The following is a 25,518-nucleotide window of genomic DNA, read 5'->3' on the forward strand; positions in this document are numbered from 1 at the left end:
AATTATTTCCAATATTAACCAAGTGTTAAGAAAATCAATTTTTAAGCTAAAAAAGATATTAATTGTCATATAATAAAACAATTGCTTTATTGCAGAAAAAAAATTAAGGAGAGGAAATGCACCCAGGAAATGCATTAAACTATGACTATACGGTTGCTAAATATTTTATGTTTGCTACCTTATTGTTTGGTATTATTGGTATGGCCATTGGGACGCTAATAGCTTTTCAAATGGCATACCCAGACTTAAATTACTTAGCTGGTGAGTATGGTACTTTTTCAAGACTTAGACCATTACATACTTCAGGTGTGATTTTTGGTTTTATGCTTTCAGGAATTTGGGCAACTTGGTATTATATTGGTCAACGCGTGCTAAAAGTAAGCATGGCTGAATCAAGCTTTTTGATGTTTATTGGAAAATTGCATTTTTGGCTTTATATGATAACTATGATTTTAGCAGTTGTGACTTTATTTGCAGGCGTGAGCACTTCAAAAGAATATGCTGAACTTGAATGGCCTTTGGATATATTGGTAGTTTTGGTTTGGGTTTTATGGGGTGTAAGCATTTTTGGTCTTATTGGAATTCGTAGGGAAAAAACATTATATGTTTCATTGTGGTATTATATAGCTACATTCTTAGGTATAGCAATGCTTTATTTATTTAACAATATGGCAGTACCTACTTATTTTGTAACTGGAATGGGTGATTGGTGGCATAGTGTTTCTATGTATGCAGGGACAAATGATGCATTAGTGCAATGGTGGTATGGACATAATGCGGTTGCGTTTGTATTTACTGTAGGTATTATTGCTCAAATTTATTATTTTTTACCAAAAGAAAGTGGCCAGCCAATTTTCTCTTATAAATTATCTTTATTTGCATTTTGGGGATTAATGTTTGTTTATTTATGGGCTGGTGGGCACCATTTGATTTATTCTACAGTTCCTGATTGGATGCAAACTATGGGTTCAGTATTTTCTATAGTATTGATTTTACCTTCTTGGGGTTCAGCGATTAATATTTTACTTACCATGAAAGGTGAGTGGAGTCAGCTTCGTGAGAGTCCATTGATTAAATTTATGATTTTAGCATCAACATTTTATATGTTCTCGACTTTAGAAGGTCCTATTCTTTCTATTAAATCAGTTAATGCTTTAGCACACTTTACAGATTGGATTCCAGGACATGTTCATGATGGAACACTTGGTTGGGTTGGCTTTATGACTATGGCTGCACTTTATCATATGGTTCCTAGAATGTTCAAAAGAGAACTTTATAGTAAATCATTAATGGAAGCTCAATTTTGGATTCAAACTACAGGTATAGTGCTTTATTTTAGTTCAATGTGGATAGCAGGTATCACTCAAGGTATGATGTGGAGAGCTACTGATGAGTATGGTAATTTATTATATACCTTTATTGACACAGTTGAAGCTATTGTTCCATATTATTGGATTAGAGCTGTGGGTGGATTATTATATTTAATAGGATTTTTCATGTTTGTTTATAATATTTATAAATCAATTTCAGTGGGTAGAGTGCTTGATAAAGAACCAAAAAGTGCCTCACCTATGGCAGCATAAGGAGAGAAGATATGTTTAGTTGGTTAGAAAAAAATCCATTCTTTTTTGCTGTAGCAGTATTTGTAGTTATTGCTTATGCTGGAATTGTAGAAATTTTGCCAGACTTTGCACAAAATGCAAGACCTATTGAAGGTAAAAAACCTTATACAGTTTTACAATTAGCAGGTCGTAATGCATATATCAAAGAAAGCTGTAATGCTTGCCATTCGCAATTAATTCGTCCATTTAAATCCGAAACAGATCGTTATGGTATGTATTCAATTAGTGGAGAATATGCATATGATAGACCATTTTTATGGGGATCAAAAAGAACAGGACCTGATTTATTGCGTGTAGGAAACTTTAGAACTACAGATTGGCATGAAAATCATATGTGGGATCCAGTTTCAGTTGTCCCTGGTTCTATAATGCCAGCTTATAAACATATGTTTAGTAAAAATGCAAATATACAAACAGCATATGCAGAAGCTCTAACGGTTAAAAAAGTATTTAATGTTCCTTATGATGTAGAAAATGGAACTAAACTTGGAACTTGGGAAGAAGCACAAGCTGAAGTGATGGCTGAAGCTAAAACTATAGTTGATCAAATGAAAAATCAAGATGTTAAAGATGCATTTGCAAGAGGTGAGATTAAAGAAATTGTTGCATTGATTGCATATCTTAATAGCTTGAAGTAAGGCAAAGTATGAATTTAGAACTAATAAGAGAATTACAAGCTTATGGTTTTTTTGCACTTGTAGTATTTTTGGTAGTTGTTTTATATTCTTATTGGTTTCATTTATATAAATCTGAAAAAACAGGTAGAAGAAACTATGAGCAATACGCTGATTTAGCTTTAAATGATGAAATCAGCGATCGCGTTTTAGAGCAAAATAAAAGGAGTGCTTAATGCAATGGTTAAATTTAGAAGATAATGTAAATTTATTATCTTTTATTGGTGCAATTTTAATCATTTTAATCACACTTTTTGTGGTTGGAAGATTATTTAAAAGTATGAAAAGTGAAAAAAGCGAAGGTGAGTTAAGTGAGCATAATTGGGATGGCATAGGAGAATTTAAAAACCCTGTGCCACTTGGATGGGCTGTAGTGTTTTTCTTAGCTATAGTATGGTGTATTTGGTATTTTCTTTGGGGATATCCTTTAAATAGTTATTCTCAAATAGGTGAGTATAATAAAGAAGTTCAAGCGCATAATGAAAAATTTGCTCAAAAATTTGCAAATTTAAGTGCTAGCGATAAAAAAGAAATGGGTAAAAATATTTTCTTAGTGCAATGTTCAGCATGCCATGGAATCACAGGAGATGGCATTAATGGAAAAGCTCAAAATCTTACTATTTGGGGTTCAGAAGAAGGACTTATAGATGTTATTACTAAAGGCTCTAAAGGTTTAAATTATCCAATGGGAGAAATGCTAGGTGCTGCTGATAATGGCATAGAAGAAGCTGATATCCCAGCTATTGCAGCTTATGTTGCTTCTGAAATTTCAGCTATTAAAAAAACAGATAATCCTCAGCTTGTAGCAAAAGGAAAAGAACTTTTTGCAACTTGTGCAGCTTGTCATGGTGAAAATGGCACAGGAATGCTTGATGGACAATTGGTTGCTCCAGATCTTACAAAATATGGTAGTGCTAGTTTTGTTGTAGATGTGTTAAATCGTGGTAAAGCAGGAAATATAGGCCAAATGCCTCATTTTAATAATGGTATATTAAATGAATTACAAAAAGAAGCAGTTGGCGAATATGTAATTTCTCTTTCAAGGGGTGAGTAATGGAAAATTCAAATAGATGTGTGTTTTCACTTTCTGGAGTTAGCGGTATGCTTGTTGCAACTGTATTGTTACTAACAATTTTAGCCGCTTTAACAGTTTGGGGACTTAGAACGCAGCAAGAAGTAATGCAAAAGCCTTATAAACTAGAAAATGCAAGTGAAATCAAAATGTTTAACTCTAAAGAAGCAGATCATATTATTATAAAGGAATAATTATGGTTAAAGTTGTAGAATATCTAATTATCGCTGGTTTAATTGTAGCAGCTGCCATTACAGCTTGGTCAGTTTTAACTGCGAACAATTTACATATAGGATGAAAACTATATTAAAAGGCGGTATTTTTACCGCCATTTTTATGTTTTTTATGAATTTTTCTTATGCTGAGATTTTGCTAAATGATGGTGTGTTAAATCAAGCTATCGAGCAAAATATCACTACCACTTCTAAACAAATCAAAGAGCTTACAGGTGTTGATATAGCACTAGCTTTAAGCGATAAAAAAAGTTTTGAAGAACTTAGATCTTATGAGCATAATTTGACTAGTCCTTATATTTTATTGGTTTTTTCTAAAGCATCTCATAGGGTTGATATTTTTTCAAGTGAAGATGCTGCGAATTTTTTTGATAAAGAAAAAACTTTAAGTCCTTACCCTGAAAAAGGAACAATCTTACCAATTCTTGCAAATCCTAAACAAAAAGATATATATAATGCAGCTATTTTAAATGGATATGCAGATATTGCTGATCAAGTTGCAAGCTATTTTAATATACAGCCATTTTATGGAAATTCAAATAGAGATACTCTAAATATTATGCGAATTTTAATTTATGGTTTTATTTGTATAGCTATTTTAATGCTAGTGCAAAGAAAACTAAAAAGGAAAAAATAATCAATGGAAAATAAAAAAACATTTTGGCCTTATGGAATTTTAATATCTATTATATTAATTGTGATTGCTTGTATTGTTACTATTTACATAGCAAGTAAAGCTCCAGTTTATGATGATAATTTTTATTTTGATACTTATGAAAATGTAGATAGAAATTATAATGAAATTCAAAAAAGACAAAAGCAATTTGATGAAAATTTCAAACTAAGCTTGGATAATGAAAGTTTTGAAGATCAAAACAAAATAATATATTTAATAAATGATGGAAAAAATTCACTTAAGATTAATGTAGAAAATTTTAAAAATTATGATTTAAATCAACTTCAAATTCAAGCCTTGCTTACTCGTCCTCATACTAATGAGATGGATCAAAAATTAGAAGCGATAGTGGTAAATTCTTCTTTGGTTTTTGATTTTAATATTAGCGAAAAAGGAGTTTGGAAACTTCTTATTAAAATCACGCAAAATGAAGAGAGTATAGGTTTTTTTGAATTTTTTATAAAAACTAAATGAAACTTTTTGTTTTTAGCTCATCAAGAGCTATAAGAAAATATTATGAAGTAAAATTACAAGATAATGCATTAATCGATCAAGCTATAAATATAGCTGATTTTATGGAGAAAATCATCTTTTCTCCGTATTTAAAAGCTACTCATTATGAATGTTTGCTTTTAATGAGACAAGCTTGCAAGATGACTAAAAATTTAGAACAAGAATTAAAAATTCCTAGTAATTTTTTTGCTTTTTTAAAAAATAATTCTTATTTGTTTAGTTTTTTCAAAGAGCTAAGCTTAGAAAGAAAAGATATTGCTAGTTTATATTGTGCTGATACTTACGCACAATATGATGAGCATTTGCAAATTTTAGATGAGCTTTTTAAAAATTATTTAACTCTTTTAAAAGAGCAAAAATTATACGATGAAATTTCTTTACCTTTTGATTATGAGATTAATATTAATTTTTTAAAAAATTATGATGAAATAATCTTTGATTTTCAAGGATTTTTAAGTGGTTTTGAACTTGAAATTTTATCTAAATTAAAAGATTTAATTCCTTTAAAAATTCAATTTTCATGTTCTAAATTTAATAAAGATTTTTTAGATAATGTAAAAATATTTGAAAATGTAAATTTTAAAGAAAATTATCATTATTTATACGATTTAAATTCTCACCAAATTTTAAAAGAGCAATCTTTTGGCAGTAAAGCTTTGGTTTCTTATAAAAGTTTTCATTTAAGATCTTTACAAGCTGCTTTTGTTTTTGAAAAAATCAATACTTTTTTAAAAGAAGGAATAAAAGCAAAAGATATCGTTGTTATTACTCCAGATGAAAATTTTACACAAATTTTAAAACTTTTTGATAAAAACAATATGCTAAATTTTGCAAGTGGTTTAAGTATCAAAAATACTCTTTTTTATCATAAATTAAAAGCTTTATATGATAGTGCTAAAGATGAAAAATATTCATACCAAACTTTAAATTTAGAAGAAGATGAGTATTTAAATTTGCACACTTGCAATCTACATATTTTTCAAACTGAAGAACAATTTAGCCTATTTAAACAATCTTTTGATGAAATAATTGATTTTGCTTTTTTTGAAAATTGTATCAATGATTTGCTTATAGATAATGAAGAAGAGCTTGTATATAAAATTCAAGAAGAATTAATTTTTATCAAAGAATTAATCAAAACCCATCAATTGACTTTTTGTCAAATTTTAGAGCTTTTTTTCATGCAAATTGATGGTATAAAATTAAGCAGTGTAGGTGGTGGAGAAGTTACTGTAATGGGGCTTTTAGAAAGTAGGGGGCTTAGCTTTGATGGGGTGATTGTGGTGGATTTTAATGATGAATTTATTCCAAAAAGAGTTTCTAGTGAGCTTTTTTTAAACAATCAAATTCGTAAAAATTCAGGCCTTATCACGCACACTCAAAGAGAAAATTTACAAAGGCATTATTATTATATGCTTTTAAGTAGGGCTAAATTTATAGCTATTTCTTGTGTAGAAAATGAAGATAAAATCGCATCAAGATTTTTAAACGAGCTTGATTTTGATATTAGATTAGATCAAAAATATAGCCTTTTAGCTTATGCAAGATATTTTAAAACCCATAATAAAAAATGCTCTTTTAATCTTAACCCAATTACTCATATAAAGGCTGAGCATGATTATTTTGCAAAGGATTTGTCTTTTTCAAGATTAAATCTTTTGATTAATTATGGTTTGGACTATTATTATAAATATATTATTGGATTAAAAGAACCAAAAAAATTAGATAATACTTTAAAAGCTAATGAATTTGGTGTTTTGATCCACAAAGCTTTGGAAATTTATTATAAAGAAAAGTCTAAAAATTATTTTGATTATAAAGTTTTTATGCAAGTAGTGAAAAATTTAAAAGAATACAATATAGATACATTAAATTTAGCTTTAATAGAAGCTATTTTTAAAGAATTTGAAATATTAGAAAATGAACATTTTGCTCAAGGTTATGTCGTAGAAAAATGTGAATTTATGCCTCCAAAAAAAGAATTTATCACAGATAATGGCGTAAAAATTTGTGCTATTGGTTATTTAGATAGACTTGATAATAATGGTCAAGAAAGAATGATTATAGATTATAAAAGTGCAGATATAGATGATAAATCATACCAACTTGCTTTTTATAAATTTTTATTAGAAAATGATAATGGTATCAATAATACAAAAGCTTGTTTTTATGATTTAAAAAATATCAACATAGTCTATGAAAATGCTAAAAATAAAAGCGTACAAGAGCTAAAAAATTTATTCAATGAGCTTTCAAAAGAGCCTTTAGAAAAAGAATTTTGCAATCAAAGTAATAAAAATACCTATAGCCCCTATACTATGCTTTATAAAAAGGAGTTTAAACTTTGAAAGCAAATTTTGAACCTTTTTTGGCTTTAGAAGCTAGTGCAGGAAGTGGAAAAACTTTTGCTCTTAGTGTGCGTTTTGTAGCTTTAGTTTTAATGGGTGCAAAGATTAATGAAATTTTAGCTCTTACTTTTACCAATAAAGCTACAAGTGAAATGAAAGAAAGGGTTTTTAAAACCTTTTTAAAATTTGATCTTTTAGAAAATAATCAAAACAAAGCCGAATGCAATGAGCTTATGAAAATGTTAGGTAAAAGCAAGGAAGAATTGGTATTTTTAAGAGATAAATACAAAGATGAATTTTTACGATCTAAGCTTAATATTTACACTTTTGATAGCTTTTTTTCTCAAATCATTAGAGCTTTTGCTTTAAATTTAGGCTTTATGAGTGATTTTAAAATCATACAAACACAAGATAGTTATGGCAATTTTATTAGTAAATTAAATGATGAAGAATTAAAAGCTTTAGCCTATTATATGATACAAACTAAGAGTAAAAATGATTTTTTTACAAACCTTACAAAGCTATATGAAAGATCTTGCGAGATTGATTTTAGTCAAGATGTGCATTTTCCAAGTAAGGTTTTAGTAGAAAAAAGTCTTGAAAAATTTGTATCTTATGCCAAGCCTTTAAGCACAAATAGACATTATCTTTCTAATTTTACTTTTGAAGATATAGAAGATTTTTTATCTAAGCCTATTATTAGCGATTTGGGTAAAAAATATTTTGAAAAAATCATTGATAGTGAATTTTTACAAAAAAGATCAGAATTTTTACAAAGTGCTAAAGAGTATTTTATTCAAGTAGAAAATTATCGTATTAATATGCTTGCAAGACTTTTAAAGCATTTTAAACAAGCAAGAAATGAAGAAAATATCAAGCAAAATGCTTTGACTTTTTCAGATATAGCTTTAAAATGCTATGAGTTAATTAGTGATAAATCTTATAAGGATTTGATTTATTTTAGGCTTGATGGGTATATATCGCATTTATTAATTGATGAATTTCAAGATACCAATGTCTTACAATATCAAATTCTAAAGCCTATTATAGCTGAATTAGTTTCTGGAGAAGGTGTTAAAAAAAATAGAAGTTTTTTTTATGTGGGTGATAAAAAACAAAGTATATATGGTTTTAGAGGTGGTAAAAAAGAGTTGTTTGATCAGCTTTTAAAAGATTTTCCACAGATTAAATTACAGCATTTGGATACAAATTATCGTAGTAGAAAAGTTATAGTAGATTATGTCAATGAAGTTTTTAAAGATAAATTCCAAGATGCTAATTTAAATTCTAGTTTTACTTTACAAAAAAGCATTAAAGAAGGTGGATATGTAAAAATTTTACAAAATCAAATTCCACCAAAAGAGAGTCTTAGTGAAGCTAGTGGAAAAGAAGTTTTAAAAATCATTAATGAGCTTTTAGAAAAAGGCACTCAAATCAATGAAATTTGTATTTTAGTATGGATAAACAATGATGCTACTTTAATGAAAGATTTCCTTGAAAAACACGACATTAAAGCTTATACTCAAAGTAATGTTGCTTTGATTGATTGTATTAGTGTGAGAGTGTTGTTTGAGTATGCTAAGGCGTGTGTTTTTAAAGATGAGTTTTGTTTGTATTTTGTAAAGAGTATTTTAGAAAAAGAAATAGCTTATTTAGAGCTTGATTTAAATCGCAGCGTGGTTGATATTTTAAAATATTTAGCTAATGCTTTAGGGCTTGATTTGAGTGATTTAAATTTAATTGCTTATTTAGAATATGCAAGTGCTTTTGATAATTTTATAGAGTTTTTATTTACTCCTTGTGAGCTGCAATCTTTACAAGAACAAAACGATGGTGTAAATATCATGACCGTGCATAAATCCAAAGGGCTTGAATTTGAAAATTTAATAGTGCTTGATAGACTTAGTAAAGGAAGTAGTGATAACGATACTTTAATGTTTGAGTATGATTTAGAGCAAAGTTGGCAAGTAAAATATAGACATAGTGCTAGAAAATTTTTAGAAGATGAAATTTATGATGCTTTTTTAGCTAAAAGAAAAAAACTCATGGAAGAAGATAGGATTAATTGTTTATATGTAGCTTTTACTAGGGCTAAAAATTCTCTTTTTATTATCAAAAATGATGAAAGCTTTACAACATTGCAAAGTTATTTTAAAGACTATGAAGAAAAGCAAATAGGCTTTTTAGAAAGTAAAACCATCAAAGATGAAAAAAATGTTAAAGATATAGAGCAAATCGAAGAATTTGAAGAATTTCAAAAAGTAAATTTACAAGAAATTAAAACAAAAAATAATTTTTCAAGCAAAGAAATCCATTTTGGTTTGGCTTTGCATGAATTTTTGCAGTATTTTGATTTTGTTACAAAAGATAATTTTGAATTTTGCAAACAAATGATATACAAAAAATATCGTTTTTACTTAAATGATGAAGATTTTACAGATCTTTTTGCAAGACTTACCATGCTTTTAAATAATGAAAATTTTAATACACTTTTGGCTAATAAAAAGCTACTAAAAGAGCAAATCATTGCTTATAATGGTGAGCAAAAACAGCTTGATATGCTTGCACTTGGTGATGATGAAGCTATTGTAATAGACTATAAAACAGGCTTAAATTTAAATGAGCACAAAAGTCAAATTTTACTTTATAAAGAAGCTATAGAAAAAATCTTAGCTAAATCTTCTACCAAAGCTTTTTTAGTGTATATTTTCAAAAATAAAATAGAAATTATAAAAATATAAAATAAATATTTAATAATTTATATGATAAACTACATAAATTTCTAAAATTAAAGATTAGGAGAAAATATGGATTTTGAAAGTCAAATTAATAATATAGTGGAAACTATTGCAGAGAAAAAGAATTTGGTAAATACTGAAGAAGCTACAAAAATGACTTTTATTATGCCATTTTTAAAAGCTTTGGGATATGATGTGTTTAATCCAAGTGTAGTTGTTCCAGAATATATTGCAGATATAGGAACCAAAAAAGGAGAAAAAGTTGATTATGCTATTTTTAAAGATGGAAAACCTTTTATATTGATAGAAGCAAAGTCTCATACTGAAAATTTAAATAATCACAATAATCAATTACTTAGGTATTTTAATACAGCTCCAAGTATAAAATTTGCAATTTTAACAAATGGTGTGGAATATAGATTTTTTACAGATTTAGAGCAAGCAAATTTGATGGATAAAAGCCCTTTTTTGGTTATTAATTTGGAAAAGTTAAAACCTAGAGATATTAAAGATTTAAAGAATTTTATATTCCATGATTTAAATGTAGAAGGTATTTTAGATGTTGCTATAACTAAAAAATATTATAGAGGAATCCAAGAAATATTCAAAAATGAAATAGAAAATCCAAGCGATGATTTTGTATCTTTTTTTGCAAAGCAATTAACAGATAAAAGGATGACAAGTGCTGTTATAGATGAATTTAGAGAACACATTAAAAAATCTTTCAAAGAGCTTATTAATGATATAGCTTATGAAAAAATTACTAGTATTAAAAATAATTTACAAAGTTTAAATGACGATGAAGAAAATGACGAAGAAAATTCAGATAAAGAGATTATAACTACAGAAGAGGAATTGCAAGGTTTTTATATTGTAAAGTCTATTTTAGCTAGTGAAAATATAAATTTAAATGATATAACATATAAAGATACATTAAGTTATTTTGGAATTTTGTATCAAAATAAAGTTACTAAATGGATATGTAGATTATATTTTAATAGTTCTAAAAAGAGCATAAGTTTTCCAAGTGGAGAATATTTTAATATAGATAAATTAGAAGATTTGTATAATTATAAAGAACATATTATTAATTCTTATAACTCTAGGCTTTAGTATTTTATCAATGTTATAAAATATTGTTTTATATTTTTATAGCATATTTAAAGCCTAAAAACTTTAAATATGCTTAAATTAAGTAATAATTAAGATAAAATAATTATAATCACATTTTAAAAATTTTTTGGCAAAGGTAAGATGATGACAAAGATAACAAAGCCAAACGAAGTAAAACGCGAATGGATCGTTTTAGACGCTGAAGGAAAGCGTTTTGGTCGTCTTTTGACAGAAGTAGCGACTATTTTAAGAGGTAAAAATAAACCTTGTTATACTCCAAATGTTGATTGTGGAGATTATGTAATTATCATTAATGCTTCTAAAGCAGTTTTTACAGGTGCAAATAAAGCAGAAGATAAACTATATCATAGACATTCAGGATATTTTGGAAGTGTTAAAAGTGAGAAATTTGGTGATTTATTAGAAAAAAATCCAGTTAAATTATATAAATTAGCAGTTCGTGGTATGCTACCTAAAACAAATTTGGGTAGAGCTATGCTTAAAAAATTAAAAATTTATGCAGGTAGTGAACACCCTCATACTGCTCAAATTGCTAATAAAGGAAAATAATCATGGCAACAACATACGCAACAGGTAAAAGAAAAACAGCTATTGCTAAGGTTTGGGTAAAACCTGGTAGTGGTAAAATTATCGTTAATGATATGGATTTAAATACTTGGCTTGGTGGGCATGAAGCTATAAAATTAAAAGTAGTTCAACCTTTATTAGTAACTAAGCAAGAAACTTCTATGGATATTAAAGCTACTACTTTAGGTGGTGGATATAGTGCTCAAGCTGAAGCATTAAGACATGGGATTTCAAGAGCTTTAGCTGCTATGGATGCAGATTTTAGAGCATTGTTAAAACCAAAAGGACTTCTTACTAGAGATAGTAGAACTGTTGAGCGTAAAAAATACGGTCGTAGAAAAGCAAGAAGAAGCCCACAATTTTCTAAGCGTTAATCATTATTGGATCCTTTTTTGGATCCATATTTCTACATATATTTTATAAATATTTTTATTTCATTTAATAAAACAAGATTTTTTATTTATAAAAAACATTTACAATTTCGTTTGTCCGATCAGGGAAACCTCCTTTTTGTAGTAAATTAAGCCTCTACTAAAGAGGCTTATCTTTCTTTAATCTTCTTTTTAATATAATATCTGACAATTTACTTCATTTAAGGAAAAACTATGAAAAAAATTATAAGTTTGTTGAGCTTAACTAGTGTTTTATTTGCTTTTGATACGAGTAAAATAGAAATTACTCCAACCTTTAACTATACAGTTCCAGAGGGAAATTTAGATCTTAAAAATTACGGCGGAGCTGGTATTAGATTTGGTTATCATCATGACACTTTCTGGATAGATCAAGCTGAATTAGGTATGGAATATACTAATAAAGCAAAATATAATAATCCATCTAATACTCATACAGATACTAATGTGGCAAGATTTTACACAAATGCTATTAAAGGAATGGATATAACAGACAATGTTTATTTATATGGTTTGTTAGGTCTTGGCTATGAATATTTAAGTAATGGTGCGTATGAAAATAAAAGTGGTATGTTTGCCCAATATGGTGCGGGGATGAAATTTGCACTCAGTGATAGTTTAGCTTTAAGACTTGAAGCAAGAGATCAAATTAAATTTAACAACGGTGATCATAATTTAATTTCTAGTGTAGGTTTGAGCTTTTATTTTGGGAAAGATACACCAAAAGCACCACAAACTACAAATACGACAGTGCAAGCTAAAGAGCAAGTTAGCAGAAGTTGTCCAGAACCAAGAAAAGGTGCCTTGCTTGATCATATAGGTTGTGAAAAAACCATTGCTTTAGAGGGGCATTTTGGATTTAATCAAACTACTATTAATCCTGAATTTGAGCAAAAAATTCAAGAAGTTGGAAAAGTTTTAGAGGAAAATCCACAATATTATACAATCTTAGAAGGACATACTGATAGTACAGGGCCAAAAGCATATAATCAAAAATTATCTTTAGATCGTGCTAATGCAGTAGCAAAAGAACTTGAAAAAGCAGGTGTTTCTAAAGATAAAATCACAACAAAAGGTTATGGTTATGACAAACCAATAGCTAGTAATGATACAAAAGAAGGTCGTGCGCAAAATAGAAGAGTGGAAGCTAAATTTTTTATAAAAGAATAATCATTGTATAAAAAAACTATTTTATTTGATTTAGATGGCACTTTGATTGATTCAACAAGTGCCATTTTAAAAGGGTTTGACGATGCTTTTAAAGCTTTTGGGCAAACCCCAAAAGATCATGAGTGGGTTAAATCTTTGATAGGTTTTCCGCTTGATATTGCTTTTGAAAAATTAGGTATCCCAAAAGAAAAAACTCAAGATTATATAACTGCTTATAGAAATACTTATAAAGATATTTATATTGATCAAACATATTTATTGCCTTTAGCAAAAGAAAGTGTAGAAGAAGCAAGTTTATTTGCTAATTTAGCGGTAGTAACTACCAAAAGTTCTAAATTTTCAAAGCCGTTATTGGATCATTTGGGTATTGGAAAATATTTTCAAGTTATCATAGGAAGAGATGATGTGATTTATCCAAAACCAAATGCAGAGCCTATATTTTTAGCTTTAGATAGATTAGAAAAAGATACCAAAGATGCTTTTATGATAGGCGATACTCATCTTGATATCTTAGCGGCAAAAAATGCTAATATCATTCCTATAGCAGTTACAAGTGGATATGAATCAAAAGAAAGTTTGCAAGAATTTAATGTTTTGATGTTTGAAAATACTTATCAGGCTGTGCAATATTTAAAAAATATCCAATAAATTCACACTCTAAGTATATGCTAGATTTATGTAGAAGATTTTTTATTATTGTTTAAGAGAATAAAAGATAAAGTAGCTATTGATTTTAAAGTAAATAATTGAATTAAGGATAGATTACAATGAGTAAAGTAATGAAAACAATGGATGGAAATGAAGCAGCTGCTTATGCTGCATATGCATTCACAGAGGTTGCAGGAATTTATCCTATCACTCCAAGCTCTCCTATGGCAGATTATACAGATATTTGGGCATCTCAAGGTAAGAAAAATTTATTTGGAGTGCCTGTTAAGGTAGTAGAGATGCAAAGTGAAGCAGGAGCTGCTGGAACGGTTCATGGATCTTTGCAAGCAGGCTCTCTTACTACTACTTATACAGCTTCTCAAGGGCTTTTATTAAAAATACCAAATATGTATAAAATAGCAGGTCAATTGTTACCAGGTGTTATACATGTAGCAGCAAGAGCTTTAGCCTCTCAAGCGCTTTCTATTTTTGGAGATCATCAAGATATTTATGCGGCTAGACAAACAGGGTTTGCAATGCTTTGCTCGCATTCTGTGCAAGAATGTATGGACTTAGCTGGTGTTGCACATTTAGCAGCGATTAAAGGAAGAGTGCCTTTTATGCATTTTTTTGATGGTTTTAGAACTTCACATGAAATTCAAAAAATTGAAGTAATGGATTATGCACATTTTGATCGTTTGTTAGATCGTAAGGCTTTAAATGAATTTAGAGACACCTGTCTTAATCCAGAAAATCCTAAAACAAGAGGAACAGCGCAAAATGATGATATTTATTTTCAAACAAGAGAATTGGCAAATAGGTATTATGATGGTGTTGCTGATATTGTAAATGAATATATGCAAGAAATTTCTAAGATTACAGGAAGAGAATACAAACCTTTTGTATATTATGGAGATCCACAAGCTACAAGTGTTGTGGTAGCTATGGGTTCTGTAACTGAGGCTTTAAAAGAAGTAGTGGATTATTTAAATAATAAAGGTCATAAAGTAGGAGTTTTAAAAGTTCATTTATATAGACCTTTTAGCTTAAAATATCTTTTTGATGTAATGCCTCAAAGCGTTGAAAAAATTGCTGTTTTAGATAGGACAAAAGAACCAGGTAGTTTAGGCGAACCATTGTATTTAGATTTAAAAAGTGCATATTATGGTAAAGAAAAAGCACCTTTGATAGTAGGTGGTAGATATGGTTTATCATCAAAAGATGTTGATCCTGCACAACTTTTAGCTGTGTTTGAAAATTTAAATCAGCAAAATCCAAAAGATGGTTTTACTATCGGTATAATCGATGATGTTACTCATACTTCTTTAAGTGTTGGAGAAAAAATTTCACTTAGCGATGATAGTACTATAGAATGTTTATTTTATGGACTTGGCGCAGATGGAACAGTAGGAGCAAATAAAAATTCTATTAAAATTATAGGTGATAAAACAGATTTTTATGCACAAGCTTATTTTGCATATGATTCTAAAAAATCAGGCGGTTATACAAGAAGTCATTTAAGATTTTCTAAAAAACCAATTACTTCTACTTATTTGGTTTCAACTCCTCATTTTATAGCATGTTCGGTGGCTGCATATTTAGAAATTTATGATGTTTTAGCAGGAATTAGAAAAGGTGGTACTTTTCTTTTAAATAGCATTTGGAGTGCGCAAGAAACTATTAAAAAAATTCCAAATTCAGTTAAAAGAATTTTAGCGCAAAAAGAAATTAATTTTTATATCATTAATGCTACAAAACTTGCTAGAGAAATAGGGCTTGGAAGTAGAACAAATACTATCATGCAAGCTGCATTTTTTAAACTTGCCAATATTATTGATTTTGAAGATGCTAAAAAATATATGAAAGAATTAGCATATAAATCATATAGTAAAAAAGGTGATGCTATAGTTGAGATGAATTATAAAGCTATTGATATGGGTGGAGATGGACTTGTAAAAGTTGATATTGATCCTTCTTGGGCAAATTTAGCTGATGAAATAAAAGAAGAAACTATAGCCTATAAAGGAACTGAGTTTGTAGAAAAAATTGCTAAACCTATGAATGCGGCAAAAGGTGATGATTTGCCAGTTTCTGCGTTTTTAGGATACGAAGATGGTAGTTTTGAGCACGGGACGACTGAATTTGAAAAAAGAGGTGTTGGGGTTATGGTGCCAAGATGGATAGAGGCTAATTGTATACAATGCAATCAATGCGCTTCTGTTTGCCCACATGCTGTTATTAGACCATTTTTAATTGATGAAGAAGAATTAAACAATGCCCCAGTTGGCGTAAAAGAGCATAGTTTAAATGCAAAAGGCGTAAAAGAGCAAAAGCTTAATTTTAAAATTCAAGTATCTCCACTTGATTGTACAGGATGTGAACTTTGTGTGCATGAGTGTCCTACAAAAGAAAAATCTTTAGTTATGGTGCCACTGGGCGAAGAGCTTGAGCATGGAGAGCAAGAAAATGCTGATTATTTATTTAAAAAAGTTACCTATAAAGATAATGTTTTAAATAGAGAAAATACTAAAGGAATTCAATTTGCTCAACCTTTATTTGAATTCCATGGTGCTTGTCCAGGATGTGGGGAAACTCCTTATATTACTTTACTTACAAGATTGTTTGGCGAGAGAATGATTGTTGCTAATGCAACAGGTTGTAGTTCTATTTATGGTGGATCAGCACCTTCTACGCCATATAGAAAAAGCAATAAAAATGGTCATGGACCAGCTTGGGGTAATTCTTTATTTGAAGATAATGCTGAATTTGGTTTGGGTATGAAAATTGCGACTGAAACAACAAGACATAAAATAGAATATATTATGAATGAAAGTATGCAAGAAGTTCCAAATGCACTTTCAGCTTTATATAAAGAATGGATTGTAAATAAAGAAGATGCTAAAGTGTCTTTAGAATTAAGAGATAAATTGGTGCCGCTTTTGGAAGAAAATAAATCAATTAAAGCTGTAAATGACATTTTAGAACTCAAAAGCTTCTTAAGTAAAAAATCTCATTGGATTTTTGGAGGAGATGGTTGGGCGTATGATATAGGCTATGGTGGGCTTGATCATGTTTTAGCTAGCGGGGAAAATGTTAATATTTTGGTTTTAGATACTGAAGTATATTCAAATACTGGAGGGCAAAGTTCAAAATCTTCAAGAACAGGTGCTGTAGCACAATTTGCAGCTGCTGGAAAACCTGTGCAAAAGAAAGATTTAGGGCAAATTGCTATGACTTATGGATATATTTTTGTAGCTCAAGTAAATTCTAATGCAAATTATGCGCAATTATTAAAAGCAGTGATAGCCGCTGAAGCTTATGATGGACCATCATTGATTATTGCTTATTCTCCTTGTATAGCTCATGGTATCAAAGGCGGACTTGGAAATTCAGGAGATCAGGCGGATTTAGCTACTAAGTGTGGGTATTGGCCAACTTATATTTTTGATCCACGCTTAGAAGCTGAGGGTAAAAATCCTTTGACAATTTCATCTAAAGAGCCTGATTGGGATTTATATGAGAGTTTTTTAATGAATGAAGTTCGTTATAGTTCTTTGAAAAAATCAAATCCAGAGCAAGCTAAAGAATTATTTGAGAAAAATAAAGCAGATGCTCAGCGTCGTTATAGACAATTAAAGCGCTTGGCTAATGCTGATTTTAGCAATGAAAATTAAAATTGCTTAAAAATTTTTTTATCTTTATAATGGTGATTAGTGCTTATAGCGCTGATCATTTTATTTTTAACAAATCTTGTGATGTGGATTTAAGCACATTACAAGATCCTTTTTTTCAACAAAAATCTCATGTAGATTTTAATTTTTCATTACAAGCTATAATGTCAAACAAAGTTAAAATTAATGATGTATGGTATATGTTAAATGATGAAATTAATGGATTTAAAATTATTAAAATAGATAGATTTCAAGTTTTACTTATAAAAAATAATAAAGAAGAGATGGTTTTAAATTTATATGAGAAAAATAATAATATTATTATTTATTAGTATATGTTTTACTCAAGTTTTTGCAAATTCATGTCATCAAAGGGTTTTTGATATCAGTGTTGATTCTAAAAGTACATTATTAGAAATTTTAAATGAGCTTGGTAAAGAATGTGGCTTTAGTATCATTGTAAAAGATTCTTTAGCGCAAAAGAAACTAAATACCGCTCAAAATTATCTTCACATTAGAAAAATGTCTTTAAGAGAAATTTTTAATCTTTTGTTGAAAGAAAATAATCTTGCTTATGATTATGAAAAAAATATTTTAAAAATTTATGGAAAAGTAGTAAAGACTTTTAAAATTCATTATATTAGCTCTATTAGAGAAGGACAAAGTATCACTAAAGCTTCAGTGGATTCAAGACCAAGACAAGGAGAATATGAACATTCTAATAAAGAAGCAGATAATTTGGTTATAAGCACTGATAGGTTTGATTTTTGGGAGAAAATTGCAGAAGAAATTCAAGCTTTACTTGATGAAAATACTACTAAGCCCATTATTAATACCAATGCGGGAATCATTACCTTACAAGCTACTCCATATGAAATTACAAGGGTGCAAAATTATTTAAATGATTTAAATAAACGATTGAAAAAACAAGTTTTAATTGATGTGAGTATAGTTGCTGTACATTTAAATAAAAATCATTCTAGTGGAATTAATTGGCAAGAACTCGCTTTTAGGTTAAATGGCGATGATAAAGATTTTATCATAAATAAAGGTGGTATTAAAAATATCAATTTAAAAGCAAATATCCAAACTCAAGCAATTATAAATTTATTGCAAGAAAATGGTAAAACCACGGTGCTTTCTAATCCAAAACTTATGGCTTTAAATAATCAACAAGCAATTATTTCTATAGGTGATACTATAAATTATCAAGTTAAAGAAAGTTCTAAAGGCACTGAAAATGGAAGTACAATTAGTGAAACTTATAATAATTATTCTATTTTTGTAGGAATTTTACTTAATATTTTGCCAGAAATTTCAGATGATCATAAGATTATGCTTAGGATAAATCCTAGTTTGAGTGATTTTAAATATAGTGTTGATAATCATCGTCAAAATAAACCAAGAAATATTGCGCCCGATACTATACAAAAAAAGCTTTCAACTGTTGTAGAAGTGGAAGATTCTCAAACTTTAATTTTAGGTGGTTTGATTAGTAAAAATAGCATTAACAATCAAAATGAAATCAATTTACTTTCTAAAATACCTATTTTTGGATTATTATTTCAAGGTAAGCAAAATATAGAAGATGTTAGCGAAATTGTTTTTATCATCAAGCCAACTATAATCAAAGAAGATAAAAAGATACTAAATTTAAAAGATTTGGGTTTTAAAAATGAAGATCATATGTTTTAGTATGTTAATCATGTTTTTAGCTTTTTCAAAATTAAAAGCAAAAATTAGCATTAAAAAAGAGAATATAGATTCTTTGATTTTATATGAAAAATTTATTAATGATCCAAGTTATATCAATGCTTTAAATTTAGCCCAGTATTTTTATAGTATAAAAGATTATAAAAATTCTTCATTTTGGGCTATAGAAGCAAATGAAATTGAGTATTTAGAAAAAGATGCTTGGCTAATTTTTATTAATTCTAAAATGAAACAAGGGCAAATTGATCAAGCATTAAAAGCTAAAGAAGAATATGAAAAAGTATTAAATGCAAGTTATTAAATATAGAGATATTGTTCAAAACTTGATAGATAATATGCTTACTCATAATGAGCTTTTATCATTAGATAAAGATTTTTTTCAAAAATTAGCTTTAGAATATGAACTACAATTTTTAGATTTAAATGATAAATTTGATTTTGAAAAATATTTATATAACTTACCTCTTGCTCTTATAGAAAAATATGAAATTTTATGTTTTGAAGAAAATGATGAGTGTATAAAAATTATTTCTTACAAGCCTTTGTATGGTGAAGTTTTAGAAAAATTACAAAATATTTTTCGAGATAAAAATATCCATATTTTTATAGTTGAATTTACAAAATTTGAATATTTTTTTGAAAAAATTAAATTTTTAATAAAATTTCAAAATTATTCCTATGAAGTAGAAAAAATTTTAAATTCTCAAAACAATAAAGAAGGGGATTTTTTAGAGCAAATTTTATTTTTGATTTTATCTTATGCTAGTTTTTTAAAAGCAAGTGATATTCATTTTGAACCTTTAGAAAATATGGTGAAATTAAGATTTAGAATCGATGGAATTTTACAAATTATTATTTGTTTTACTCATGAAATTTATCAAGCATTGCTTACTCATATAAAAATTATATCTTTGCTTAATGTTGTAGAGCAAAGAAATGCTCAAGATGGAAGTTTTAGTAAATGTATCCAAGATCAACAATATGATTTTAGGGTTTCTATTATGCCTTTATTGTTTGGACAAAGTACGGTAATAAGGATTTTAAAACAAGAAAAAAATATTTTTCAGTTAGAAAATCTTTTGATTAACGATAAGATTCTTAAGAAAATAAAACTTAATATACAAGCTTTGAGTGGTTTGATTTTATTTTGTGGGCCAACAGGAAGCGGGAAAAGCACTTTTATGCATAGTTTGTTAAACGAACTTGATGAGAATAAAAAAATTATCACTTTAGAAGATCCTATAGAATATAAATTAACAAAAGCTCAACAAATTCTTTTAAATTCTAAAGCCGATTTTGATTTTTCTAGGGCTTTAAGGGGAGTTTTAAGACAAGATCCTGATGTTATAATGATAGGAGAAATTAGAGATGAAGAAAGTTTAGATATAGTTTTAAAAGCTTCCTTGAGCGGACATTTAGTTTTTAGCACTTTGCATACTAATAATGCTTTAGAGGCAATCTTTAGAATGATGCATATGGGAGCTAAGTCTTATCTTATAGCAAGATCTTTAAATTTAATCATTGCTCAGCGTTTGGTGCGTAAGCTTTGTGAATGCAAAGAAGAAATTAGCGAAATTGTTTATAAAAATCAAACAATAAATGGAAAATTTTATAAAGCTAAGGGTTGCCCAAAATGCATGATGAGTGGCTATAAGGGAAGAATTATGATAGCAGAGTTTTTATTTTTAGATGCAAATGTTAAAAATTTGATTGAAAATAATTCTTCTTTTGAACAAATACAAGCTTATATTTTAAAAAATGATTTTTTATCTTTAAGTGAAGATGCATTGGATAAGGTCAAAAAAGGCCTTACTTCTATAGAAGAAATTTGGAAAGTTTTATTTTGAAAGAGTTTATAATAACTTATATTTTTAATCACAAAGAAAAACAAAGCATCATTAAAGCAAAAAATCTTTATGAAGCTAGAATTAAAGCTTTGCAAAAATATGATACTTTGGTGGAGGTAAAAGAGTATTTTGCGCAAAAAAATATAAAAATCAAAGAAGAAGAGTTAATTTTTATCCTTAAAGATTTGCATATGATTTTAAAAGCAGGTCTTAGTTTGCAAGAAGCAGTTTTAGAATTTTCACAGCATTCTTATGACAAAAAAATAACTTTTATGTTTAATCAGATATATCAAAGACTTAAAAATGGTTCAACATATGAAGAAGCTTTTAAAGATTTATTTAATCCTAGAGAACTAGCTATTTTAAAAATTTGCGAGGGTAAAGAGGAATTAAATGAAGCATTTAAAATAATCATAGCTTTAAAAGAAAAACAAATAAAAAATTTAAAACAATTTAAAAAAGCTATTTCATATCCTATTTTGGTTTTTATAAGTATAATTTTTGCTTTTTTTGTATTGATGTTTTTTGTATTGCCTGAATTTAAGAATTTATTTATTCAGCTTGATTTGCAATTGCCTATGATTACAAAAATTTTATTTTTTATAGGAGATTTTTTAGCTAGTTATTTTTGGGCTATATTTTTTTGCTTGGGTGTTTTGACTACATGTGTGTATATTTTATATAAAAAATCTTTTTTGTTTGATAAGATACTTTTTCATATGCCTATATTTGGAAATATCATCGCATATCAGGATAAATTTTGTTTTTTTATCATTTTTTCGTATTTATTAAAATCAGGTATAGATGCTAAAAAAGCACTTAAAATGTCTAATAATGGTGTGCAAAACAAATTTTTAAAAGCTAACATTGCTAAAGCTATAGTCTCATTTGAATCAGGATTAAATTTGGCTGAAGCTTTTTTACGCATTAATATTTTTGAATCCTTTGTTATTAGAATGATAAATTTAGGTTTGAAAAGTTCTAAGCTTGAGGAAAGTACTTATGAGCTTGCTTTATTTTTTGAGCAAAAAAAAGAAGAATATGTTCGAAAAATCTTTATAATGCTTGAACCATTGATGATTGTATTTATGGCATTGATGATTTTAATTCTTGCTTTGGGGGTATTTTTACCAATGTGGCAAATCACGCAAGGAATTTAAGAAATCAAATAATCATACGCAACTTTAGCTATGGTTAGAGCTACCATGGTTAAAAAAAGTTTTTTAATGAATGTTCCTTGAGTTTTTAAAACAAGTTTTGAACCAACAAATGCGCCTAAAATTTGTCCTATGCCCATTAAAATCCCAACTTTCCATAGTACTTCATAAGAATATAAAAATACAGCCAAGGCTACTATATTGCTTGTAAAATTTAAAATTTTAGTGTTAATGCTGGCATTTTTCATGCTAAAACCTAAAAATATCACACAAGCAAATATCCAAAAAGAACCCGTCCCAGGCCCTAAAAAACCATCATAAAAACCTATTAATAAACCAAAAATGATTTGAAAGCTAGTAGTGCTCATTTTGGCTTTGTGTTGAGTATTTCCAATATTTGGTTTAAAAATAGTATAAAGAAAAATTAAAACAAGACATATTAAAACTATGATTTTCACACTATCTTGATTGATTAGTAAAACGCTATATGTTCCTAAAATAGCGCCAATTGCAGTAAATAAAATTCCCAAAGCAATTTTTTCTATTTGCATGGATTTTCTATAAGCTAATACAGCTGTAAAAGAGCCAAAAGTGCTTTGAAGTTTATTTGTAGCTAAAGCCAAATGAGGAGGTATTCCACAAGCAAATAAAGCAGGTATAGTGATAAGCCCACCTCCTCCAACTATAGCATCAACACATCCTGCAAAAATTGCTACAAAAAATAATATTACATAATAGCTTAGCTCAAGTTCCATAAAATTTCCTTATTTTGTCCGATTCTGTATAAAGCAAAGTCATATTTTATAGGATCTTTTGGATCTAGTTTTTGTAAATTTTTAGTCAATTCCAATACGCTTTTAAAATCATAAATCTTACGCCTTAAAAGCTTAAGCTCTAATGAAATTTTGTGAGTATGAGTATCAAGAGGTATTAAGAGATCTTTTTTATCTATATCTTTAAAAAGTCCCAAATCTATTTCATCTTTTCTTACCATCCATCTTAAATACATATTGTATCTTTTGAAGGTAGATTTTGGTCTTTGAAATTTTTTAGAAAAGAAAAATTCATAACCATAGCTTCGATAAGGGTTTATTTTATATATAGTATCGATAAAATTTGAAATTGCATCTATGATATTTTGTTCTTTTTTGTAAGCTTTGGTGAAAATATTTTCTATACTATCTTCATTTTGCAATCTTTTTAAGGTAATAAATATTTGAGCAATATCTTGAGAATTTTGAAAACGATATGTTAAGTTTTTGCTTTCTTGCATGATAGTTTTTTCATTGCTTTCTAAAAGAGAAAAATCAAGTTTTTGTAAAAAATTGACAATATTTTTTGCATTACCATATGCAAACAAAGCACAAATTAAGGCTATGGTTGGATTTTTATATATACTTGCAATTTGTAAAGGATCAGGGTGAGAAAAAAGCTCTTTTTGTGTATTTTTATCTAGTACAAGATCATCTAAAAGAGCTTTTATATGCATTAAGATTTTAAGCCAAGTAGGGTATCTAGCATTTGATCTACTGTGGTTACTATTTTAGCTGCTGCTCCATAACTTGCTTGATATTGTATAAGAGACGCTAATTCTTCGTTTGTATTCACACCGCTTTTTGATTGATATTCTGCATAAACTGTATTTAAAACAGTTGAATTTGTAGCATGTGTAAAGCCATTGCTTTCAGCATTGGAAGCAATTTGTCCAGTGAATTTTCTATAATATCCATCTAGTGTTAAGCTATCTACTGTCCCATCTTTGTTATAAAAATTTACTTTTTTGGTTTGAAGTTGTAACATAGCATTTGCCACTTCATTATTACCATCTATTCCAGTAGCACTTCCTTTTAAAGTGTTTGGATCATTTCTAATACTTGAATTTACATTGATATTGCTTGCATCTTGTCCGTTAAAAAATGATGAAACATTTAAAGCTCCTGGGAAATTCGTGCCATTATCTTTAAAAGCTATTTTATAACCTTCTTTTAAAGCTCCAACTTGTAAATTTCCACTATCACTTTGTCCATCGTAGTGATAAAAAGCATTAAAAAAGTCATTTAAATCATTTTCAGGTTTTCCATCTTTATTATCATCAATATCTGCATTGATTTGTTTAACTACATCTTCTATGGTGGTATTAACATCTATATTTATAGTTCTTTTGGCAACTTCTTTGCCTTGATTATCATATATAACAAGATCAAAACTACCAGCTTGGATATTTTTATCATAGCTCATTAATGAGGTATTTGGTTTCAATCCTTTTAAATCATCAGAATTTACTTTATCTGTGGCAGCTTGGGCATAGACATTATTTGTTTGGGTGATAAGAGTTTTAGTGAAAGTATTTAGCATATCTTTATAATCTTGTAAGATACCATCGCTATAAGTATCATGATTTCCATCATAATTTCTTCCTCTAAGGTCTAGTTGAGCACCTAATTGACCCCCTGTTATTTTGCTAGTTAAATCATATCTATTTTCATCATTTACTTCATAATAAATTTGATAAAATCCTTGAGGATTATTATCATCAAGTTTTAAAGGATGAAAACTTGATCCATTAACTATACTAAATCCTTGAATACTTAAATCATAGTATTTTCCAGAATCAGTCATAGTCGTTTCTAAAGTGTTATCTTGGGTAGCTTTTCCTTTCCAAGCTACCGCATCAACTAATTTTGAAAGTCTTAATTCTAACTCATCTCTTCTATCTCTTAGTTGATTAGCATTATCAGTTGGTAAAACTTCTGCTTGTTCAAGCTGTTTATTGATATTTGCGATTTCTTCGCCTATGCTGTTAATTTCATCTACTGTTTGTTTAATTTGTTCATTAACAGTTTGTTGCATTTGATCAAGAGATTGTAAGGTTTTTTGAATATTTTGAGTTAGAGTATTAGCACTTTCTACTAGATCTATTTTACTAGCTGTGTCATTTGGATTTGAAGCAAAATTATTCCATGCATCATAGTAGTTTTTATAATCTTGCAATATACCAGTTCCTTGCATATCAGGAAATCTTTGACTTGCTTCTTGTAAAATTTTTCCTAAATAGTCTGTGTATTGTTGTTGGGTGGTGGCATTTTTTAATTTATAATAAGAATGCTCATCATGCAATCTTTTAATGGTATCAATTTGAGTTCCAGTTCCTAAAGTTAAACCACCTCTTTCTACTGACATAGCAGAGCTTTGCACAGCTCTTTGTCTTGTATAAAAAACCGCACCTGCGTTAGAGATGTTATTACCTGTTGTGTTGATTTGAAGTTCAGCAGCTTTTATACCACTAACTCCAGTATATAAACTATCAAAAATTCCCATGCTTTAG

General features: G+C 28.4%; 24 protein-coding genes. 21 read left to right on the forward strand and 3 right to left on the reverse strand.

Translation table 11 applies throughout. The features are described from left to right. Nucleotides 1-116 precede the first annotated feature (116 nt). The 21 genes from ccoN to CVOLT_RS01935 all read left to right on the forward strand — a co-directional run bounded on the left by ccoN (nt 117) and on the right by CVOLT_RS01935 (nt 22,196). On the forward strand, nt 117-1,583 hold the full coding sequence (ccoN, locus tag CVOLT_RS01840) for a cytochrome-c oxidase, cbb3-type subunit I (protein ID WP_039665190.1): 1,467 nt from the start codon (nt 117-119) through the stop codon (nt 1,581-1,583). Nucleotides 1,584-1,594: 11 nt separating this feature from the next. Next, nucleotides 1,595-2,260, forward strand: coding sequence for a cytochrome-c oxidase, cbb3-type subunit II (gene ccoO / locus CVOLT_RS01845; protein ID WP_039665191.1), 666 nt, complete (start codon nt 1,595-1,597; stop codon nt 2,258-2,260). Between the two features lie 8 nt (nt 2,261-2,268). Next, the gene (locus tag CVOLT_RS01850) at nt 2,269-2,472 is read left to right on the forward strand and encodes a cytochrome c oxidase, cbb3-type, CcoQ subunit (RefSeq protein ID WP_039665192.1); all 204 of its coding nucleotides are present in this window, start codon (nt 2,269-2,271) and stop codon (nt 2,470-2,472) included. Then, nucleotides 2,472-3,350 (forward strand): cytochrome-c oxidase, cbb3-type subunit III, encoded by an 879-nt coding sequence (gene ccoP / locus CVOLT_RS01855; RefSeq protein WP_039665193.1) that lies wholly within the window; start codon nt 2,472-2,474, stop codon nt 3,348-3,350. Before CVOLT_RS01850 ends, ccoP begins: the two co-directional genes overlap by 1 nt. After that, nucleotides 3,350-3,562, forward strand: coding sequence for a DUF4006 family protein (locus tag CVOLT_RS01860; protein WP_039665194.1), 213 nt, complete (start codon nt 3,350-3,352; stop codon nt 3,560-3,562). Before ccoP ends, CVOLT_RS01860 begins: the two co-directional genes overlap by 1 nt. Nucleotides 3,563-3,564: 2 nt before the next feature. Further along, the gene (locus CVOLT_RS08015) at nt 3,565-3,666 is read left to right on the forward strand and encodes a hypothetical protein (protein WP_229238088.1); all 102 of its coding nucleotides are present in this window, start codon (nt 3,565-3,567) and stop codon (nt 3,664-3,666) included. After that, nucleotides 3,663-4,238 (forward strand): hypothetical protein, encoded by a 576-nt coding sequence (locus tag CVOLT_RS01865; protein WP_039665195.1) that lies wholly within the window; start codon nt 3,663-3,665, stop codon nt 4,236-4,238. Before CVOLT_RS08015 ends, CVOLT_RS01865 begins: the two co-directional genes overlap by 4 nt. Nucleotides 4,239-4,241: 3 nt before the next feature. Next, on the forward strand, nt 4,242-4,751 hold the full coding sequence (locus CVOLT_RS01870) for a FixH family protein (protein ID WP_039665196.1): 510 nt from the start codon (nt 4,242-4,244) through the stop codon (nt 4,749-4,751). Then, nucleotides 4,748-7,138, forward strand: coding sequence for an AddAB recombination complex, helicase AddB (locus CVOLT_RS01875; protein ID WP_039665197.1), 2,391 nt, complete (start codon nt 4,748-4,750; stop codon nt 7,136-7,138). The genes CVOLT_RS01870 and CVOLT_RS01875 overlap by 4 nt, the downstream gene beginning before the upstream one ends. Next, complete coding sequence (locus CVOLT_RS01880) at nt 7,135-9,879, forward strand: AddAB recombination complex, helicase AddA (protein ID WP_039665198.1); 2,745 nt, start codon at nt 7,135-7,137, stop codon at nt 9,877-9,879. The genes CVOLT_RS01875 and CVOLT_RS01880 overlap by 4 nt, the downstream gene beginning before the upstream one ends. A gap of 66 nt (nt 9,880-9,945) precedes the next feature. Beyond that, nucleotides 9,946-10,989: a type I restriction endonuclease gene (locus tag CVOLT_RS01885; protein ID WP_039665199.1), complete on the forward strand. Its 1,044-nt coding sequence runs from the start codon at nt 9,946-9,948 to the stop codon at nt 10,987-10,989. A 144-nt stretch (nt 10,990-11,133) separates the two neighbouring features. Next, nucleotides 11,134-11,559, forward strand: coding sequence for a 50S ribosomal protein L13 (gene rplM / locus CVOLT_RS01890; protein WP_039617653.1), 426 nt, complete (start codon nt 11,134-11,136; stop codon nt 11,557-11,559). 2 nt (nt 11,560-11,561) lie between these two features. Next, nucleotides 11,562-11,951: a 30S ribosomal protein S9 gene (gene rpsI / locus CVOLT_RS01895; RefSeq protein WP_039665200.1), complete on the forward strand. Its 390-nt coding sequence runs from the start codon at nt 11,562-11,564 to the stop codon at nt 11,949-11,951. 231 nt (nt 11,952-12,182) lie between these two features. Next, nucleotides 12,183-13,157, forward strand: coding sequence for an outer membrane fibronectin-binding protein (locus tag CVOLT_RS01900; RefSeq protein ID WP_039665201.1), 975 nt, complete (start codon nt 12,183-12,185; stop codon nt 13,155-13,157). Between the two features lie 3 nt (nt 13,158-13,160). Further along, nucleotides 13,161-13,805: an HAD family hydrolase gene (locus CVOLT_RS01905; protein WP_039665202.1), complete on the forward strand. Its 645-nt coding sequence runs from the start codon at nt 13,161-13,163 to the stop codon at nt 13,803-13,805. Between the two features lie 119 nt (nt 13,806-13,924). Then, the gene (gene nifJ, locus CVOLT_RS01910; RefSeq protein ID WP_039665203.1) at nt 13,925-17,479 is read left to right on the forward strand and encodes a pyruvate:ferredoxin (flavodoxin) oxidoreductase; all 3,555 of its coding nucleotides are present in this window, start codon (nt 13,925-13,927) and stop codon (nt 17,477-17,479) included. Between the two features lie 2 nt (nt 17,480-17,481). Next, nucleotides 17,482-17,808 (forward strand): hypothetical protein, encoded by a 327-nt coding sequence (locus CVOLT_RS01915; protein ID WP_039665204.1) that lies wholly within the window; start codon nt 17,482-17,484, stop codon nt 17,806-17,808. Beyond that, nucleotides 17,786-19,171, forward strand: coding sequence for a pilus (MSHA type) biogenesis protein MshL (gene mshL / locus CVOLT_RS01920; protein ID WP_039666237.1), 1,386 nt, complete (start codon nt 17,786-17,788; stop codon nt 19,169-19,171). Before CVOLT_RS01915 ends, mshL begins: the two co-directional genes overlap by 23 nt. Then, nucleotides 19,152-19,490 carry a transformation system, membrane protein CtsX gene (locus CVOLT_RS01925; RefSeq protein WP_052243152.1) on the forward strand — a complete coding sequence of 113 codons (339 nt, stop codon included), beginning with the start codon at nt 19,152-19,154 and terminating at the stop codon, nt 19,488-19,490. The genes mshL and CVOLT_RS01925 overlap by 20 nt, the downstream gene beginning before the upstream one ends. Next, a complete protein-coding gene (locus tag CVOLT_RS01930; RefSeq protein ID WP_039665205.1) occupies nt 19,477-21,036 on the forward strand; it encodes a transformation system, type II secretion system ATPase CtsE in 1,560 nt (519 codons plus the stop codon). Before CVOLT_RS01925 ends, CVOLT_RS01930 begins: the two co-directional genes overlap by 14 nt. Next, complete coding sequence (locus tag CVOLT_RS01935) at nt 21,033-22,196, forward strand: type II secretion system F family protein (protein ID WP_132038053.1); 1,164 nt, start codon at nt 21,033-21,035, stop codon at nt 22,194-22,196. Before CVOLT_RS01930 ends, CVOLT_RS01935 begins: the two co-directional genes overlap by 4 nt. Here the strand turns inward: CVOLT_RS01935 and CVOLT_RS01940 are convergent. The 3 genes from CVOLT_RS01940 to flgK are packed head-to-tail and all read right to left on the reverse strand — an operon-like array spanning nt 22,193 to nt 25,511. Further along, a complete protein-coding gene (locus CVOLT_RS01940; RefSeq protein WP_039665207.1) occupies nt 22,193-22,948 on the reverse strand; it encodes a TSUP family transporter in 756 nt (251 codons plus the stop codon). The genes CVOLT_RS01935 and CVOLT_RS01940 overlap by 4 nt on opposite strands. After that, on the reverse strand, nt 22,933-23,682 hold the full coding sequence (locus CVOLT_RS01945; protein WP_039665208.1) for a TIGR02757 family protein: 750 nt from the start codon (nt 23,680-23,682) through the stop codon (nt 22,933-22,935). Before CVOLT_RS01945 ends, CVOLT_RS01940 begins: the two co-directional genes overlap by 16 nt. Beyond that, nucleotides 23,682-25,511, reverse strand: coding sequence for a flagellar hook-associated protein FlgK (gene flgK / locus CVOLT_RS01950; RefSeq protein WP_039665209.1), 1,830 nt, complete (start codon nt 25,509-25,511; stop codon nt 23,682-23,684). The genes CVOLT_RS01945 and flgK overlap by 1 nt, the downstream gene beginning before the upstream one ends. Nucleotides 25,512-25,518: the final 7 nt, after the last annotated feature.

The sequence above is a fragment of the Campylobacter volucris genome, assembly GCF_008245045.1.
Taxonomy (GTDB): Bacteria; Campylobacterota; Campylobacteria; order Campylobacterales; family Campylobacteraceae; genus Campylobacter_D; species Campylobacter_D volucris.

Excerpts from the sequence above, each read along its gene's own strand:
- ccoN (WP_039665190.1), top strand. The coding sequence starts at position 117 with ATGCACCCAGGAAATGCATTAAACTATGACTATACGGTTGCTAAATAT.
- ccoO (WP_039665191.1), top strand. The coding sequence starts at position 1,595 with ATGTTTAGTTGGTTAGAAAAAAATCCATTCTTTTTTGCTGTAGCAGTA.
- CVOLT_RS01850 (WP_039665192.1), top strand. The coding sequence starts at position 2,269 with ATGAATTTAGAACTAATAAGAGAATTACAAGCTTATGGTTTTTTTGCA.
- ccoP (WP_039665193.1), top strand. The coding sequence starts at position 2,472 with ATGCAATGGTTAAATTTAGAAGATAATGTAAATTTATTATCTTTTATT.
- CVOLT_RS01860 (WP_039665194.1), top strand. The coding sequence starts at position 3,350 with ATGGAAAATTCAAATAGATGTGTGTTTTCACTTTCTGGAGTTAGCGGT.
- CVOLT_RS08015 (WP_229238088.1), top strand. The coding sequence starts at position 3,565 with ATGGTTAAAGTTGTAGAATATCTAATTATCGCTGGTTTAATTGTAGCA.
- CVOLT_RS01865 (WP_039665195.1), top strand. The coding sequence starts at position 3,663 with ATGAAAACTATATTAAAAGGCGGTATTTTTACCGCCATTTTTATGTTT.
- CVOLT_RS01870 (WP_039665196.1), top strand. The coding sequence starts at position 4,242 with ATGGAAAATAAAAAAACATTTTGGCCTTATGGAATTTTAATATCTATT.
- CVOLT_RS01875 (WP_039665197.1), top strand. The coding sequence starts at position 4,748 with ATGAAACTTTTTGTTTTTAGCTCATCAAGAGCTATAAGAAAATATTAT.
- CVOLT_RS01885 (WP_039665199.1), top strand. The coding sequence starts at position 9,946 with ATGGATTTTGAAAGTCAAATTAATAATATAGTGGAAACTATTGCAGAG.
- rplM (WP_039617653.1), top strand. The coding sequence starts at position 11,134 with ATGACAAAGATAACAAAGCCAAACGAAGTAAAACGCGAATGGATCGTT.
- rpsI (WP_039665200.1), top strand. The coding sequence starts at position 11,562 with ATGGCAACAACATACGCAACAGGTAAAAGAAAAACAGCTATTGCTAAG.
- CVOLT_RS01900 (WP_039665201.1), top strand. The coding sequence starts at position 12,183 with ATGAAAAAAATTATAAGTTTGTTGAGCTTAACTAGTGTTTTATTTGCT.
- nifJ (WP_039665203.1), top strand. The coding sequence starts at position 13,925 with ATGAGTAAAGTAATGAAAACAATGGATGGAAATGAAGCAGCTGCTTAT.
- CVOLT_RS01925 (WP_052243152.1), top strand. The coding sequence starts at position 19,152 with ATGAAGATCATATGTTTTAGTATGTTAATCATGTTTTTAGCTTTTTCA.
- CVOLT_RS01930 (WP_039665205.1), top strand. The coding sequence starts at position 19,477 with ATGCAAGTTATTAAATATAGAGATATTGTTCAAAACTTGATAGATAAT.
- CVOLT_RS01940 (WP_039665207.1), bottom strand. The coding sequence starts at position 22,948 with ATGGAACTTGAGCTAAGCTATTATGTAATATTATTTTTTGTAGCAATT.
- CVOLT_RS01945 (WP_039665208.1), bottom strand. The coding sequence starts at position 23,682 with ATGCATATAAAAGCTCTTTTAGATGATCTTGTACTAGATAAAAATACA.
- flgK (WP_039665209.1), bottom strand. The coding sequence starts at position 25,511 with ATGGGAATTTTTGATAGTTTATATACTGGAGTTAGTGGTATAAAAGCT.